Origin of the sequence: Micromonospora sp. NPDC005173 (assembly GCF_040608515.1) — a bacterium.
In the GTDB taxonomy this organism is placed as follows: domain Bacteria; phylum Actinomycetota; class Actinomycetes; order Mycobacteriales; family Micromonosporaceae; genus Micromonospora.
In genome coordinates this window covers 1-15,095 of the sequence record NZ_JBEXIK010000022.1, presented here as the reverse complement: position 1 = coordinate 15,095, position 15,095 = coordinate 1, and the positions used below count along the sequence as shown (strand labels likewise).

Sequence of the window (15,095 nt, the reverse complement as noted above, 5' to 3'; positions counted from 1 at the left end):
GCTCCGTACGCCTCCGTCCGGGGTCAGGTGGACCACCAGATGCTACCGTCGCGCCCCCGTCGGGCCGGGACGGGGAGCGCGAGCCCACCGCCCGCGAGCACAGGGGGCGGTTCAGAGCCGGATCGGCATCAGCACGGAGAAGGTGTCCGCGTCGTCCGGGCGGCGTACGGCCAGCGGCGCGATCGGCCCGTCCAGCTCCAGCACCAGCTGCGATGCGCCGGCCGCGTCGAGCGCGTCCAGCAGGTAGCCACTGTTCACCCCGACCCGCAGCTCGCCCGCCGGGTCGGGGCCCGCCAGTGGGTCCGGGGACAGGCCGGCGGCGGACAGGTCGGCGGCGCGGATGTCGGCGGCGGGGAGCAGGCGCAGGCCGCCCCGGTCATCGAGGCCGAGCACGGTGACCGCCAGCGGCTCACCGCCGTACTCGCGGGCCACCGTGGGGGCCGCCGGGTCGGTCAGCGCCGCCCGCAGCGCCGCCACGTCCACCGGGATCCGGTACGCGCTCGGCCGCTCACCGACGGCCTCGCGCAGCAGCCGGCGGTAGTCGGGGAAGTCGTGGGGCAGGGCCGTGCCCGCGAGCGTCCGGCCGGCCACCGTGACCCGCAGGTCCGCGCCGGCCACGGTCAGCCGCACCGGCCCGGCGTCGGCGGCGTCGAGCAGCGTGCGGAGCCGATCGACCAGGTCCACTCCGACGAGCACCCGCAGCGGCGGCCCGTCGACGCTGGCCCCGGCCCGGGCCAGCGCGAGCCGGTGCCGGTCGGTGGCGACCAGCCGGACGCCGTCCGGCTCGACGTCGAGCAGCACGCCGGAGAGCATCGGCAACTCCGGGTCGGCGCCGACGGCGAAGCGGACCGCGTCGACGGCGGCGGCCAGCTCGGCGGGGGAGAGCAGCAGCGTGGTGGTCGCCGGCGGCACCGGGTCGACCAGCGCCCGGAGCCGGGTGATCTCCCGCCGGGCGTCGGCGAGCCCGTCCGACAGCCGGCGCAGGTGCGTGTCGAGCAGCCGGTGCACCGTCGCCGGCTCGGCGCGTACCGCCGCGGCGATCTCCGGCACCGGCATACCGACCCGGCGTAGCCCGGCCACCAGCCGGGCCGGGGCGATCTGCTCGTCGGTGTACCAGCGGTAGCCGGTGACCGGGTCGACCAGGGCCGGCGCCAGCACGCCCGCGGAGTCGTAGAAGCGCAGCGCGCTGACGGTCAGGCCGCTGGCCCGGGCCAGCTCGCCGATGCTGTGCAGGTCGCTCTCCACGCCGGGCATCCTGCCCCCTCGACCCGGTCGAGGGTCAAGCCGGCGCCCCGGCCCCCGGCTTCGGCGCCGCCTCCGGCCCCGGCGTCGTCGCCCCCTGCTTCAGCACCCGGAAGGTGAGCCCGGCGCGGATGAGCCGGTCGAGCAGCGCATCGCCCATCGCGGCGACCGGAGTGAGCTGGCCGGTGGTTGGCGGCAGCTCGTCCAGCGCCAGGCAGAGCGCCGACTCGGCGAGCATCTTCGCCGTCTCGTCGTACCCCGGGTCGCCGCCGGCCACCTCGGTGACCACCCGTTGCCCGCCTCCGGCGCCGACGAACCGGACCCGGAACCAGGACGCCGCCCGCTGCTGCGCGGTGGGCCCCTGCCCGGAGGCGAGCCGGCCGAGCAGCCAGCGCCGGGTGGGCGGCAACTTCACGAGCCCGACCAGCGCGCCGAGCCCTACCGCGCTGGCCAGCACCGTCGGCAGCCGCTTCACCGCGGCGAAGTGCCGGTAGCGGAAGTCCGGGCCGTACTCCGGGCGGGCCGCCGCCGAGCGGCGGACCACCTGCGGGTCGATGGTGGGCAGCGGCACGGTCCAGATGCGCAGCTCCGCTGAGCGGGCCAGCCGGCCGGGCACCGCCCGGACCCGACGGTCGGTGGGGCGCGGCTCGACCGCCCGGCGGTCCCGGGCCGCCCGGCTGGCCTGCCCGGTGCGGGAGAAGGCGGTGAGCGCGGAGTGGTACGTGCCGGCGGAGAACCGGCCGCCGGCGCGCACGTAGCCGTCCACGGTGATCGGCACGTCGGCCGGCAACTGCTTGACGGTGAACCAGACGCCCAGGTCGTGCGGGATGGAGTCGAACCCGCAGGTGTGCACCAGCCGCGCGCCGGTGCGGGTCGCCTCTGCGTGATGGCGGACGTACATCAGATCGACGAACTCCGACTCGCCGGTGATGTCCAGGTAGTCGGTGCCGGCGCGGGCGCAGGCGGCGACGAGCGGCTCCCCGTGGTGGATGTACGGGCCGACCGTGCTGGCCACCACCCGGGCGCTCTCCGCCACCGCGCGCAGCGAGTCGGCGTCGGTCGCGTCGGCGGTGAGCAGCGGCAACTCGGCCAGCGCCGGGTCGATCGTGGCGAGCCGGCCCCGCACGGCGGCGAGGCGATCCGGGTTGCGCCCGGCCAGCGCCCAGCGCAGCCCGGGTGGCGCGTGCCGGGCCAGGTATTCGGCGGTCAGCCCTCCGGTGAACCCGGTGGCGCCGAACAGCACCACGTCGTACGTCCGCTCGCCAGCCATCCCCAGAGTCTGCCACCCAGCGCCCCGGACGGAAGATCATGACAGAGGTGAATCTGGGGGGCGTCCTCACCCGGCGTGTGGGGGGCGGTCCAGGGCGGACCGGTCCGCGCGCAGCACCTCGCCGGTCTCGATGTGCTGCTTGACCTGACGCAGCGTCCGGCGGACCAGCAGCCCCGGATCATCGCCGACCAGGTGCGCGGCCAGCCCCACGGTCGGGGTGGCGCCGGCCAGTGGGCGGGCGGCCAGCTCGGTGCCCCGGTCGCCCGGCGCCGGCCGCATGTGCACCTCGACCGCGCCGTCGAGGCGGCGCAGCGGCTCGGGCCACCTGCCGCCAGGTAGCACCCGCTCCGGCGGCCGGCCCACCGTCACGACCTCCCAACGGGCCCGCGCGGCGGGGTCGCCGTCCGCGCCGGTCCGGCCGCGCCACCGGGGTACGCGGAGCAGCCGCGCCGCCCCGACCAGCGCCGCGCCGCCGAGGGCGGATCCCGCCCGCACCAGCCGTCCCATCGGCCCCACCCGTCCTTCCGGTCCACGTCCCTCGACCGTCGGTCGGCACCGGGTGAAGCGGGCTCGCCCGGAAGGGGTGAACCGGTGCGGGTCGGGTAACCGCTCGCCGACCGGGGGGTGGAACGCGTCGATGGGGGTGGGTGTCGGGTGCCGGAACAGCAGGATCGCGCGCGGGTGGGCACGGTGCCGGGGCGCCCAGCCGACCCGCCGCTGCTGGCGTCCCGGCTGACCCCGGCCGTGCCGCCCGAACCGGTGGTGGCCCGGCCCCGCCTGCTGCGCAGGCTCGACGAGGGCAGCGCAGGACCCGTCACCCTGGTTGCGGCCCCCGCCGGCTGGGGCAAGACCACTCTGCTCGCCTCCTGGGTACGGCTGGCCGCTGGCACGCCCGAGGCCGGACCGGGGCCGGCGTGGGTGTCGGTGGAGGCTGGCGACGACGGCGACCGGCTCTGGGCGTACCTGGCGGCGGCGCTGCGCGCGGCGACCGGGCCGGCGGACGACGGCCCGTTGGCGCCGGTGCCCGACCGGGCGCCGCGCCCCGACCAGTTGGAAGTACTGGCCGCCGCGCTCGCCGCCGCCGACCGACCGGTGCTGCTGGTCCTGGACGACCTGCACCGGGTCGCCGACCCGGCGGCGCTGACCGGGCTGGAGTTCCTGCTTCGGCACGCCGACCAGCGGTTGCACCTGGTGGTCGGTGCCCGGGCCGGGCTGCCACTGGCCCTGCACCGGCTGCGCCTCGCCGGCGAGCTGACCGAGATCGGCCCCGACGAGCTGGCCTTCACCGACGACGAGGTGGCCGACCTGCTCACCGCGCACGGCGCGCCGCTGCCGGCCACCGCCGTGCACCGTCTGCGCGAGCGCACCGGTGGCTGGCCGGCAGCGCTGCGCATCGCCGCGTTGGCGTTGCGTGGGCAGCCGGACCCGGAGCGCTGGGTGGGGCAGTTCGGTGGCGACCAACCGGAAATCGCCGGTTACCTGCACGAGGAGGTGCTCGCCGAGATCGAGCCGGCCGACCGGGACCTGCTGCGCCGCACCGCCCTCGCCGAGACGGTCTGCGCCGACCTGGCCGAGGCGTTGACCGGCCGCGCCGACGCCGGGCGGGTGCTGGCCGACCTGGCCGGGGCTGGCGGTCTGCTCCACCGGGAGGACAGCCGGCCGCCCTGGTACCGCTGCGACCCGCTGCTGGCCGACCTCCTCCGGGCCGAGCTGGCCCGGCTGCCCGTCGACGAGCTGCGCGAGCTGCACGCGCGGGCGGCCGACTGGTACGCCGGTGACGGGCGCCCGGCCGACGGGCTCTGGCATGCGCTGGCCGCCGGCCGGTGGGATCGGGCCGGCGACCTGTTCGTCGCGCACTGGCCGGAGCTGACCCGGTACGACCGCGAGCCGGTGAGCGGCCCGGCGCCCGGGTCCCCACCGCCGGAGGTCGTCCGCGTCGATCCGGAGGTGGCCCTGGCCTGCGCCGCCGAGCGGGCGTACGCCGGTGACCTGCCAGCGGCCACCGGTCACCTGCGTACCGCCGCCGCGTACGCCGGTGGCCTGCCGATGCCGCGCCGGGACCGGTTCCTGCGGCTGGCCACCGCGCTGGAGTTGACCGTGGCCCGGCTCGCCGACGATCCGGTGGAGGTCCGGGCCGCCGCCGCCCGGCTGCTGCGGACCCGTCCGCCCGGAGCGACGCCGACCGGTGTGCCGAACCCCGCGCAGGCCGTCGTGGGAGGCAGCGCTGCCGAGGACGCGGACCTGCGGGCCTTCACGGGTACCGCGCTGGGGTTGGTCGAGCTGGCCGGCGGTGCGCTGCCCCACGCCCGGTTCGTCCGGGCCCGGGCGGCGGCCCGGGAGGCCGGTCGGCCCCGTACGGAGCTGGTCGCCGCGAGCCGCTCCGCGCTGCTTCTCGCGGTGCGCGGCGAGTTGCGCGCGGCCGAGCAGGCCGCCCGGGACGTGCTGGGCACGCCGCCCCGCCAGGGCTGGTCCTGCCGGCTCGACTGTGGCTACGCCTACCTGGCGCTGGCCCTCGTGGCGCTGCATCGTGACCAGTCCGAGGAGGCCGCGGCCAACCTCGCCCTGGCTGCCCCGGCGACCGGCCCGGCCGGCTCCGCCCAGGCGGAGTCGGGGGACGACTGGTCGGCGGGACCGCCCGGCGAGCCGGTGGCCGCGGTGGTGGCCGCGCTGTGTCGGGCCCAACTGCACCGCGACGCCGGCGACCCGGCCGCTGGCCAGCGGCTGCTCGTCCGGGCCCGGGAGTCGTTGACCGGCCGGCCGGCCGCCGCCGAGTTGGCGAGCCTGCTGCGCGCCGCCGAGGCCGACCTGCGTGCCGAGCGGGGCGACCTGGACACCGCCCGCGACCTGCTGGCGGGTGCCACCGAGGACGCGGCCGCTCCGGCACTCGCGGTCACGCTGGCCCGGGTGGAGCTGCGGGCCGGGGACGCGGGCGCCGCCGGGCGGGCGTTGCCGGACTGGCAGGCGCTGCCGGCCGCGGCCTGGCCCCTGCCGGTACGCCTGGACGCCGGACTGCTGGACGCGGTGCTGGCCGAGCGGGGTGGGGACGGGCGTCGGGCCGGCCGGATCCTGGAGCATGTGCTCGACCTGGCCGGTCCGCAGGGCTGCCGGCGGGTCTTCACCCGTGCCGAGCCGCCGGTGCGGGACTTGTTGGCCGCGCACCTCGATGCGGGCACCGCACACTTCTCACTGGTCAGCGACCTGATCCGGGGCGCCGAGCAGACCACGGCCCGGCCGGCGGCCGAACCGGGGGGCACGCTCGACGAGCCACTCACCGAGCGGGAGTTGACCATCCTGCGCTACCTGCAGAGCATCCTGTCCAACGTCGAGATCGCCAGCGAGCTGTCGCTCTCGGTCAACACGGTGAAGACCCACGTGCGCAACATCTACCGCAAGCTCGACGCGACCCGCCGGCGTGAGGCGGTCCGGCGGGCGCGTGAGCTGCGGCTGATCTGAGCGGCGGGCGGGTCGTCGGCCGCCGCGTCCGGGGTCAGGGATTGGCGGCAGCGTCCACCGCGGCCAGCAGGTCGGGCAGGTCGTATCCACCCTCGTGCCGGACCTCGTTGACGAAGAGGGTGGGAGTGCCGTTCACCCCGCTGCGGATCCCGCCGACGAAGTCCCGGCGTACCCGGTCGGCGTGCACCCGGTTCTCCACCTCCGCGTTCAGCTCGTCCGGCGGCAGCCCGAGCTGCTCGACGCCGAGCGAGAGGTGCACCGGGTCCAGCTGGTCCTGGTGCTCGTAGAGCCAGTCGTGCATCTCCCAGAACCTGCCCCGGGCCGCGGCGGCCTCGGCCGTCTCGGCGGCGCGTTCGGCGTACGGGTGCACGTTGGCGATCGGGAAGTAGCGGTACACCATCCGCACCGTGTCGGCCCGCTGCCGCAGCATCTCGTGCAGGTTGGGGTACGCGGCGCCACAGAACTGGCACTGGAAGTCGCCGTACTCGACGATGGTCACCGCCGCGTCTGCCGGCCCCCGGACGTGGTCATCTTCGGTCACCGGGTCGCGGAGTCGGGCGGTGACCTGCAGTGGCGTGGTCATCCGGCGGCCACCTTCCGATCGGCGGTGAGCCGGTCCAGGGCGTCGATGATGCCGTCCGCGCCCGGGTTGACGTCGGGCGGGGACAGGTGGCTCCAGGCCACCGTCCCGGCCGGGTCGAGCACCACCAGTGCCCGGGCCGCCTCGCCCTGCGGGGTGTACGCGCCGTACCGGCGGGCCACCTCGCCCTTGGGCTCGAAGTCGGACAGCAGCGGGAACGTGATGCCCCGGCTCTCCGCGAACGCCCGGTGTGACCAGATGCTGTCCACCGAGAGGCCGAGCACCACCGCCTGGTACTGGTCGAACACCGGTGCCGCCGCCTGGTAGAGCGACATCTGGTCGCCGCAGACCGGGCTCCAGTCGGCGGGGTAGAAGGCGAGCACGACTGGCCGTCCGAGGAACTGCTCGGGACCGGTCAGACGCCCGTCCGGTGTGCCCGGCACGGTGAAGCGGGGCGCGGGGCGCCCCGGTTGGATCAGCCCGTTCGGATCACTCATGCCCCGAGCCTGCTCCCGGGGCGGGTGAGTCCGGCTCACCCGCCCCGGGTGGTTCCGCGCTTGCGCTCAACCCAGCCCCGGGGCGACCGCGATGTGGTTCTGCACCTCCCGGATGCCCGGCGCGGACCAGACCACCTGCTCCACCTCGGCCCGCTCTGGCATCGAGTGCACCAGCCCGGCGAGTATCGCCGTGTCGCCGTGCACCCGGACGCTGATCCGCTCGACCTCGGTGGCCCCGGCCCGGGCGAGCGCGTCGACGATCCGGTCGGCCACGTTTCGGCCGTCCGGCGGGGCGGCCGGGCGGACGGTGATGCCGTTACTCACCCCGCGTACGCCGTTCAGCCGGCAGACTGCCCGCTCGGCGGCCCGCCGCTGGTACTCCCACTCGACCTCGCCGTGCAGCGTCACCCAGCCGGCCGAGACGGTGACCTGGAGTTTCTCGATGGGTACGAACGCGTCCCATTCCAGCGCGTTACCGGCCGCTGCGGCCAGATCGGGGTCGGCGCGTTCGGCGCCGCCGGGCAGCCGCACGGCCAGGTCGTTGGCGACCGCCCGGACCCGGACGACCCTGTGCGCGGCCCGCTCGGCGGCCCACTTCTTCGCGTAGCTGTCCACCCGCCCGGTCAGCGTGACGACGCCCTCGGCGACGGTCACGCCGATCTCGTGCGGCTGCACCCGTGGTTCCCAGGTCAGCTCGTCGAGTACGGCGGACTGGATGTCCTGGTCGGTGCGGCTGATCGTCGCGATGGCCATCTGTCCCTCCTCGGGTGCGTGGGTGGCGGACCGGGCGACGGCCGGGGCCGGAGGTCCGCCGTTGGTAGAGCCTGCCGCCGCCCGGGGTGACTCGGCCTCGCCCTGAGCGGGTGACGGCACGGCCGGGTGCCCGTGCAGGGGCATGGGCATCGATGGTGGGAGCGCTTCCAAAGTGGTCAGGGATCGGTTACGGTAAGCGCGTTCCTCGATCGCGGGAGCCGTCGCGTCGGGTGGCGGGAGCCAGGGCAGCTCCAGCCCGTTCCCAGCGTCGTGCCCGTCCCCCCGGGCGACGGCGTCACCACCCGGTCGACCCCGTCCCCGGGCGTCCATCCCGAGAGGAACCGCAGATGCGGAGAAGTCTCGCCGGTGCGGTCGTGTCCGCGCTGGCTGTCGCCACGGCCGTCGTGGCGATCCCGTTCACCGCCGCCGGTTCGGCCCCGGTCGCCGGTTCAGCCCCGGCCGCCGCGGAGGCATACACCTGGCGCAACGTCCGGATCGACGGCGGCGGCTTCGTGCCCGGCATCGTCTTCAACCCCACCGAGAAGAACCTGATCTACGCCCGGACGGACATCGGCGGGGCGTACCGCTGGGAGCAGGCCAGCCAGTCGTGGACGCCGCTGCTCGACTGGGTGGGCGCCGACCGGTGGGGTTACAACGGGGTCGTCAGCATCGCCACCGACCCCGTACAGACCAACCGGGTGTACGCGGCGGTCGGCATGTACACCAACGGCTGGGACCCGAACAACGGCGCGATCCTGCGCTCGGCCGACAAGGGCGCCACCTGGCAGGTCACCGAGTTGCCGTTCAAGAACGGCGGCAACATGCCGGGCCGGGGGATGGGGGAGCGGCTGGCCGTCGACCCCAACCGGAACAACATCGTCTACTACGGCGCCGAGGGCGGCAACGGGCTGTGGCGCAGCACCGACCACGGCGCGACCTGGGCCCGGGTCACCGCCTTCCCGAACGCCGGCAACTACCGGGCCGACCCCAGCGACCCGAACGGCTACAACGGGCAGAACCAGGGCCTGACCTGGGTCAGCTTCGACAAGAGCACGGGCACCGCCGGCTCCGCCACGCAGACCATCTACGTGGGCGTGGCGGACAAGGAGAACCCCGTCTACCGCAGCACCGACGGGGGCGTCAGCTGGACGCGCATCCCCGGCCAGCCCACCGGCTACCTGGCGCACAAGGGCGTCGTCGACCCGGTCGGCGGCCACCTCTACGTCGCCACCAGCGACACCGGCGGCCCGTACGACGGCGGCAAGGGTGACGTCTGGAAGTTCACCCGGTCCACCGGGGTCTGGACGCGGATCAGCCCGGTGCCGTCCACCAGCGCGGACGCCTACTTCGGCTACAGCGGCCTGACCATCGACCGGCAGCACCCGAACACGCTGCTGGTGGCCACCCAGGTCTCCTGGTGGCCGGACGCGATCTTCTTCCGCAGCACCGACGGCGGGGCGACCTGGAGCCGGATCTGGGAGTTCAGCAACTACCCGGAGAAGACCCGTCGCTACACGATGGACGTCAGCTCGGTGCCCTGGTTGACCTTCGGCACGAACCCGGCCCCGCCGGAGGAGGCACCCAAGCTCGGCTGGATGAACGAGTCGATGGAGATCGACCCGCACGACCCCAACCGGATGATGTACGGCACCGGCGCCACCATCTACGGCACCACGGACCTCACCAGGTGGGACACCGGCGGCCAGTTCACGATCCGGCCGATGGCCCGTGGGCTGGAGGAGACCGCCGTGCTCGATCTGGTCAGCCCGCCCAGCGGCGCACCGCTGATCAGCGCGCTCGGCGACATCGGCGGATTCCGGCACACCGACCTGGACGCGGTCCCGTCGATGCTCTTCACCCAGCCGGTCTTCACGACCACCACCAGCCTCGACTACGCCGAGACCAGACCGGCCGTGCTGGTCCGGGCCGGCAACTTCACCGACGCCGACCGACCCGCCGACAGCCACGTCGCCTTCTCCACCGACGGCGGCGCCAACTGGTTCCAGGGCACCGAGCCGGCGGGGGTCAACGCCGGCGGCACGGTCGCCGCCGCGGCCGATGGCAGCCGGTTCGTCTGGGCGCCGGGCGACGCCGGCCAGCCGGTGGTCCACTCGGTCGGGTTCGGCACCTCGTGGACGCCGTCCGCCGGTATCCCGGCCAACGCGACGGTCGAGTCCGACCGGGTCGACCCGAACCGCTTCTACGGCTTCAGCGGCGGGCGGGTCTACCTGAGCACCGACGGCGGGGCGAGCTTCGCCGCCACGGCGGCGACCGGGCTGCCCACCTCCGACGTGCGGTTCAAGGCGCTGCCGGGCCGGGCGGGCGAGCTGTGGCTGGCCGGGCCGGGCGGGCTCTGGCGGTCCACCGACGCCGGTGCCAGCCTCACCAAGCTGGCTGGCGTCAGCGCCGCCGGCAACGTCGGCTTCGGCAAGGCGGCGCCCGGGCGGACCAACCCCGCCGTCTTCCTGTACGGCACGGTGGACGGTCAGCCCGGCGTGCACCGCTCCGACGACGGCGGCGCGAGTTGGGTACGGATCAACGACGACCGGCACCAGTACGGCAACCCGACCGAGGCGCTGACCGGGGATCCGCGCGTCTACGGCCGGGTCTACCTCGGCACCAACGGGCGCGGCATCCTGGTCGCCGACCGCACCGGGGGCCCTGGGCCAACCCCGACACCGACCACTCCACCACCGACCACTCCACCACCGACCACTCCTCCGCCGACCACGCCACCGCCCACCGGTGGATGCGCGGCGACGTACCGGGTGACCGGCTCGTGGTCGGGTGGTTTCCAGGCCGAGCTGGTGGTGCGCAATCCGGGCAGCGCGCCCATCGCCGGTTGGACGCTGGGCTGGACCTTCGCGGACGGCCAGCGGGTCACCCAACTCTGGGGCGGCACGTACACCCAGACCGGCGCGGTCGTCTCCGTCCGGGACAGCGGTTGGAACGGCGGGCTCGGTGCCGGGGCCAGCACCACTGCCGGCTTCCTCGGCTCGTGGACCGGCGGCAACACGCCACCGGCCACCATCACCTGCACGAGTCGCTGACCGGGTGGTCCGGGCGCGGTCGGCGGCGCCCGGATCACCCCCTGCACCGGTCCGCCGGGGCTGCCTGAGGGGTCCGGCACCCCGGCGGACCGGCCCCACCCCGGCCGGGGCTGGGAATGGAAATGGGCTCCGCTCGACCGGTGGTCGAGCGGAGCCCATGGCGTGCGTGGTGGGTCAGCCGTCCAGGCCGATGGGGGTGTTGGGGCGGTCGACGTCGACGAACTCGACGTCGTCCACCGCGCGGTCGTCCCGGCTGCCGGCGGCCCGGGCGGCGGAGCCGACGGCCCAGCCAACCGCCGCGCCGACCAGCGCCGCGCCGATCAGCAGAGTCCAGGGCAGTGCCGGCTGGCGGCCGGCGAGCGCGTCGAAGGCCAGCGAGGCCCGGCGCCGCGCCTCGTCGGCGGCGGAGCCCACCAGGTCACCCGCCTCGTCGGCCAGGCCGCTGCTGCTGCGACGGGCCGAGCGGGCGGTGTCCCGCACGCTGTCTCCCGCGGAGCTGACGGCGGAGACCAGGTGCTCCCACGCCTGGTCCGCGATCCGCTCCGGCTTGCTGCGGCGGTCCAGCAGGTTGGTTCCGAACATCGTGGTTACCTCCTCGGGTGCCGGAGCCGCCGGCCAGGTGGGACTTCGGCGTCTGTCCAGCGCATCACGGCTCGCTCACCCGGCAGTGCCCCGTGCCGGCCGGGCGCAAACCCGCCGGCACAGCTCACTGGCCGCCTCAGTGCAGCACCACCACCGCGACGCCTCGGGCGAAGTCATCGTCATCGTCGTCGTCATCATCGCCTCCGCCACCGAAACCGCAGGCCAGTACGAGGGCGAGCAGGACGCCGACGCCGGCCAGCCCAGCCAGTCTCTTGATCATCGATGATCCTCTCCGTCGCGACGGGTGTCCGGATCGATGCTAGGCGGCGTCGGCAACCGCAGGGCGGATCCGAGTCGCATGGACGAGGCACGACACGCCGGTGTCACACGGGGCCGGCACGGCCGGCAGGCCGGTTGTCGGCTGTGTCGGGCCGGGACCGCTACCCTGGTCCGGCGACGCGTCGGCTCCGACCGGTCGTCGAGTGATCAGATAACGAAAAATTGTGGAGATGAGCGACTTCATGTGCTCGAATCCGCGAATTGCTCATCCCGAGGGGTGGCGACCGAGGCCGTCGGAGGAATACTCTCGGTCGCGGCCCGCGTACTGATGAGGCGCCCGGGGGACGGGCGGGTGGAGGTGCTCGTGAGCCTGTCGATCGTGAAGTCGGTTCTGTCCGGTGGTGTCGTGGAGATCGCCCCCCGGGGCGAGATCGACGTCGATACCGCGTACGAGGTGCGCGAGGCGATCGCCGAGGTGCTGGCCAAGGGTCGCCCTCTCCGCATCGAGCTGAACATGAGGCTGGTTACGTTCATCGACTCGGTCGGCATCAGCGCGATGGTCGCCGGCTTCCAGACCGCCGAGGTCAGCGGCGTCAAGCTGGTGGTCACCGAGCCGAGCCGGTTCGTGCACCGGCAGCTCTGGGTTACCGGCCTGCTCGGTCTCTTCGGCGCCCCGGAGCCCTACTTCGCCGGCACCGCCACTCCCGAGGTGCTCCCCGGCGCGTGAGAGCGCCGCTCCCGGCGCCTGAGAGCTCCGGGGCATCGCCCGCGTCAGGGCTGTTCCTCCAGACCGGTCAGGTCGACGTCGGTCATCTCGGTGACCGCCCGGATGGCCGTCACCGAGGCGTACCCGGCGGCCAGCAGCGCCACATCCGTGCCGGGCTGTGCGGCCTGCCCCGGCTCCTCCAGCGAGGTGCGGACGAAGCCGTGCCCGGCTTCGGCCACCGTCATCTGCACCTGACCGAAACTGGCCAGCGTGCCCCGGCGCACCCCGCGCAGCCGCCCGTGCGGCAGGTCCGGGGTGTTGACGTTGAGCACGCTCTCCAGCGGCGCGGCGGTCAGCCGGGGGAGCAGGTCCAGGGCGACCCGCGCGGCGGTGCTCCAGTGCCGCTCGGCGTCGCGTACCAGGGCGGCGGCGTCCACGGCGGCACCACCGCTGGCGGCCGTCGCCTCGCCCGCGGAGAGCACGTCCAGCGAGACCGCCATCGCCCGGCAGCCGTTCGTGGCGGCGGTGAAGGCGGCACCCACCGTGCCGGAGTGCAGCACGGCGCGGCCGGCGTTGGCGCCCCGGTTGATGCCCGAGAGCACCACCGACGGCGGCGGGCCGAACGCGCCGTGCAGCGCGATCAGCGTGATGAAGCCGGGGGAGCCGCCGACCCCGTACGCGGGCACACCCGCCAACTCCGGCAGCGGGTGGTCGTGCACCACCACCCGACCGTCCTGCTCCATGGCGCTCATCGCGGCACTGGTGCCACTCGCCTCCTCCAGCGGCGCCGCCACCACCACGTCCAGGCCCCGCTGCGCCGCCGCCAAGGCCAGCGCCTGGATGCCCGGTGCGGCGATCCCGTCGTCGTTGGTGACCAGCACCCGCAGCGTCATCGCTCGACCGCCCGGTCGGCCAGCTCGTCGGGGGTGGTCCGCTCCTGCTGACGGCTGTCCGCCGGAACCAGCCGCACCCGCTCCACCAGGCCCGTGATCGAGTCCAACCGCCCGGTGCCCAGGCCGTGCCGGGTCACGTTCAGCGCGCCAGCGGCAGCGCCGGTGCGGATGGCGGTCCGGATGTCTCCGCCGCCGGCCACCACGGCAGCCACCCCGGCAGTCATCGAGTCGCCCGCTCCACGCGGGTCGGCGGCCTCCAACCGGGGCATCTCCACCTCGAACAGCTCCCCGTCGATGAGCGCCAGCGCCGGCTCGTCGGCCCGGCTCACCACCACCGTCTCGGCGCCGGAGGCGTGCAGGTCGTACATCACCCGGCTCAACTCCGTACGGTCCTCGTTGCGAGCACGGCCGTCGCGGATCAGTTCCTCGTGGCTCACCTTGAGGAAGAACACCCCGCTGTCCAGCACCGCGCCGAGGTGATCGCCGGAGAGGTCGACCACCACCCGGCCGCCGTTGGCGCCGAGGTCGGCGGCGAAGCGCCGGTACAGGTCGGCCGGGACGAGCCACGGCTCGTTGGGGCCACTGAGCACGCTCACCGACGCCCGCAGGCCCTCGCCGAGGGCAAGGTTGTACAGCTCGTCGAGCTCGTGCCGGCTCAGGGGCTGCCCGGGCACGTCGACGATCTCCTGCCGGGACCCGTCCCGACGGTCGTGCACGTACCCCCCGCTGCCGGAGTCGCGGACCACCACCTTGAGGTCCACCCCCTCGCTGACCAGCAGTGGCTCCAACACCTGACCGATCTCGCCGCCGAGCGCGGCGCAGAGCACCACGTCGACGCCGAGCGACATCACCATGCGGGCCTGCCAGACACCCTGCCCGCCGGGGTGCAGGTGCAGCTCGGGATGGTCGCTCGGCTGGTCGACGGTCACCGTCAGCTGCGGTGTGGGCGCGAAGACCATCACGTGCCCGCTCACCGGTCGTAGCCGTTCATGATTTCCGCCCCTCGTCACGGCCGGTGATTACTCGCTAACCGACCCTAGTGCGACGGAAGCCCCGAACGGCATCGCATCGGCCGGTGTCCCTCCGGGCGTTGCCAGCCCGACCGGGGTACGGGACGATCGGGCGACCATCGACGGCAGGAGACGGTGTGCTCAGGAGCGATACCTTCAGCTACACCGTTCAGGCCCGCTCCTCAACCTCTGACGCGGCGGCGTTGCTCAGCGACCTGACCCGGCAGGGCGAGCTGCACCCGCTGATCGTCCGGGTCCGCAGGCTGCCGCCACGGCACGGTGCCCGGGCCAGCTACGCGATCAGCGACCGGCTGGTGGCCGGCCCGCTGCGCTTCCGCACCACCTACCAGGCGGACGTGCTGATCAGCGAGGACGACGAGATCGTCACAGTGGCCCGCCAGTGGCCGGCCACCACGGTGCACAACCACACCCGGCTGCGTGCCGAGCCGGACGGCCTGGTCCGGATCGATGTCGAGATCACCCTGACCGCACCAGCTCCGCTGTTTCGGTACGCGTTCCGCCAGGCCCGCGCGGCCCACCTGGCCCTGGCCACCCGCCTCGGCGCGGCCCTGGACCGCCCCGACAACCCCCCACCCCCCACCTGACCCCACCCCGCGCCCCCGCTCACACCGCGCCCCGCGCCCGCGCCCGCGCCCGCGCCCGCGCCATGATCGCGCTCGATCCTGGAGCTTGTCTCATCCTGTTTGGGCTGCTCAGGCGGGATTGACAGGCTGCGTGGAGAGGTTGCGGTGCTGGTCAGGGTGTGGTGATCTTCGTCGG

The 15,095-nt window shown here is 74.6% G+C and carries 14 protein-coding genes; 4 read left to right on the top strand and 10 right to left on the bottom strand.

Features of this window, described 5'->3' with window-relative positions; all coding sequences use genetic code 11:
- Nucleotides 1-111 precede the first annotated feature (111 nt).
- From ABZV00_RS22920 to ABZV00_RS22910, 3 genes are all read right to left on the bottom strand, one after another.
- On the bottom strand, nucleotides 112-1,254 hold the full coding sequence (locus ABZV00_RS22920) for a MerR family transcriptional regulator (protein ID WP_355609497.1): 1,143 nt from the start codon (nucleotides 1,252-1,254) through the stop codon (nucleotides 112-114).
- Nucleotides 1,255-1,279: 25 nt separating this feature from the next.
- Nucleotides 1,280-2,512: a saccharopine dehydrogenase NADP-binding domain-containing protein gene (locus ABZV00_RS22915; protein ID WP_355609494.1), complete on the bottom strand. Its 1,233-nt coding sequence runs from the start codon at nucleotides 2,510-2,512 to the stop codon at nucleotides 1,280-1,282.
- A gap of 66 nt (nucleotides 2,513-2,578) precedes the next feature.
- Nucleotides 2,579-3,019, bottom strand: coding sequence for a hypothetical protein (locus tag ABZV00_RS22910; RefSeq protein WP_355609491.1), 441 nt, complete (start codon nucleotides 3,017-3,019; stop codon nucleotides 2,579-2,581).
- 147 nt (nucleotides 3,020-3,166) lie between these two features.
- Between ABZV00_RS22910 and ABZV00_RS22905 the strand changes: the two genes are divergently transcribed.
- Nucleotides 3,167-5,965: a LuxR C-terminal-related transcriptional regulator gene (locus tag ABZV00_RS22905; RefSeq protein ID WP_355609488.1), complete on the top strand. Its 2,799-nt coding sequence runs from the start codon at nucleotides 3,167-3,169 to the stop codon at nucleotides 5,963-5,965.
- Between the two features lie 34 nt (nucleotides 5,966-5,999).
- Here the strand turns inward: ABZV00_RS22905 and ABZV00_RS22900 are convergent, their stop codons facing one another.
- The 3 genes from ABZV00_RS22900 to ABZV00_RS22890 all read right to left on the bottom strand — a co-directional run bounded on the left by ABZV00_RS22900 (nucleotide 6,000) and on the right by ABZV00_RS22890 (nucleotide 7,795).
- Nucleotides 6,000-6,548 (bottom strand): thioredoxin domain-containing protein, encoded by a 549-nt coding sequence (locus ABZV00_RS22900; RefSeq protein ID WP_355609486.1) that lies wholly within the window; start codon nucleotides 6,546-6,548, stop codon nucleotides 6,000-6,002.
- Entirely contained in the window at nucleotides 6,545-7,042 is a 498-nt protein-coding gene (locus tag ABZV00_RS22895) for a redoxin domain-containing protein (protein WP_355609483.1), read from the bottom strand. The genes ABZV00_RS22900 and ABZV00_RS22895 overlap by 4 nt, the downstream gene beginning before the upstream one ends.
- A 66-nt stretch (nucleotides 7,043-7,108) precedes the next feature.
- Nucleotides 7,109-7,795 (bottom strand): BON domain-containing protein, encoded by a 687-nt coding sequence (locus ABZV00_RS22890; RefSeq protein ID WP_328419108.1) that lies wholly within the window; start codon nucleotides 7,793-7,795, stop codon nucleotides 7,109-7,111.
- A gap of 347 nt (nucleotides 7,796-8,142) precedes the next feature.
- Between ABZV00_RS22890 and ABZV00_RS22885 the strand changes: the two genes are divergently transcribed.
- Nucleotides 8,143-10,845 carry a cellulose binding domain-containing protein gene (locus ABZV00_RS22885; RefSeq protein ID WP_355609480.1) on the top strand — a complete coding sequence of 901 codons (2,703 nt, stop codon included), beginning with the start codon at nucleotides 8,143-8,145 and terminating at the stop codon, nucleotides 10,843-10,845.
- Nucleotides 10,846-11,019: 174 nt separating this feature from the next.
- Here the strand turns inward: ABZV00_RS22885 and ABZV00_RS22880 are convergent, their stop codons facing one another.
- Nucleotides 11,020-11,427 carry a hypothetical protein gene (locus tag ABZV00_RS22880; protein ID WP_328419103.1) on the bottom strand — a complete coding sequence of 136 codons (408 nt, stop codon included), beginning with the start codon at nucleotides 11,425-11,427 and terminating at the stop codon, nucleotides 11,020-11,022.
- A 136-nt stretch (nucleotides 11,428-11,563) separates the two neighbouring features.
- A complete protein-coding gene (locus ABZV00_RS22875; RefSeq protein ID WP_328419101.1) occupies nucleotides 11,564-11,707 on the bottom strand; it encodes a hypothetical protein in 144 nt (47 codons plus the stop codon).
- A 363-nt stretch (nucleotides 11,708-12,070) separates the two neighbouring features.
- On the opposite strand from ABZV00_RS22875, the gene ABZV00_RS22870 reads away from it, so the two are divergent.
- Nucleotides 12,071-12,433, top strand: a complete 363-nt coding sequence (locus tag ABZV00_RS22870) for an STAS domain-containing protein (RefSeq protein WP_354965472.1) — start codon at nucleotides 12,071-12,073, stop codon at nucleotides 12,431-12,433.
- A 44-nt stretch (nucleotides 12,434-12,477) separates the two neighbouring features.
- Here the strand turns inward: ABZV00_RS22870 and ABZV00_RS22865 are convergent, their stop codons facing one another.
- Both ABZV00_RS22865 and ABZV00_RS22860 read right to left on the bottom strand, forming a co-directional pair.
- Nucleotides 12,478-13,305 carry a 5'/3'-nucleotidase SurE gene (locus ABZV00_RS22865; RefSeq protein WP_355609475.1) on the bottom strand — a complete coding sequence of 276 codons (828 nt, stop codon included), beginning with the start codon at nucleotides 13,303-13,305 and terminating at the stop codon, nucleotides 12,478-12,480.
- Nucleotides 13,302-14,279: a PfkB family carbohydrate kinase gene (locus tag ABZV00_RS22860; RefSeq protein WP_355609472.1), complete on the bottom strand. Its 978-nt coding sequence runs from the start codon at nucleotides 14,277-14,279 to the stop codon at nucleotides 13,302-13,304. Before ABZV00_RS22860 ends, ABZV00_RS22865 begins: the two co-directional genes overlap by 4 nt.
- Before the next feature lie 173 nt (nucleotides 14,280-14,452).
- On the opposite strand from ABZV00_RS22860, the gene ABZV00_RS22855 reads away from it, so the two are divergent.
- Nucleotides 14,453-14,920 carry an SRPBCC family protein gene (locus ABZV00_RS22855; protein WP_355609469.1) on the top strand — a complete coding sequence of 156 codons (468 nt, stop codon included), beginning with the start codon at nucleotides 14,453-14,455 and terminating at the stop codon, nucleotides 14,918-14,920.
- Nucleotides 14,921-15,095 lie beyond the last annotated feature (175 nt).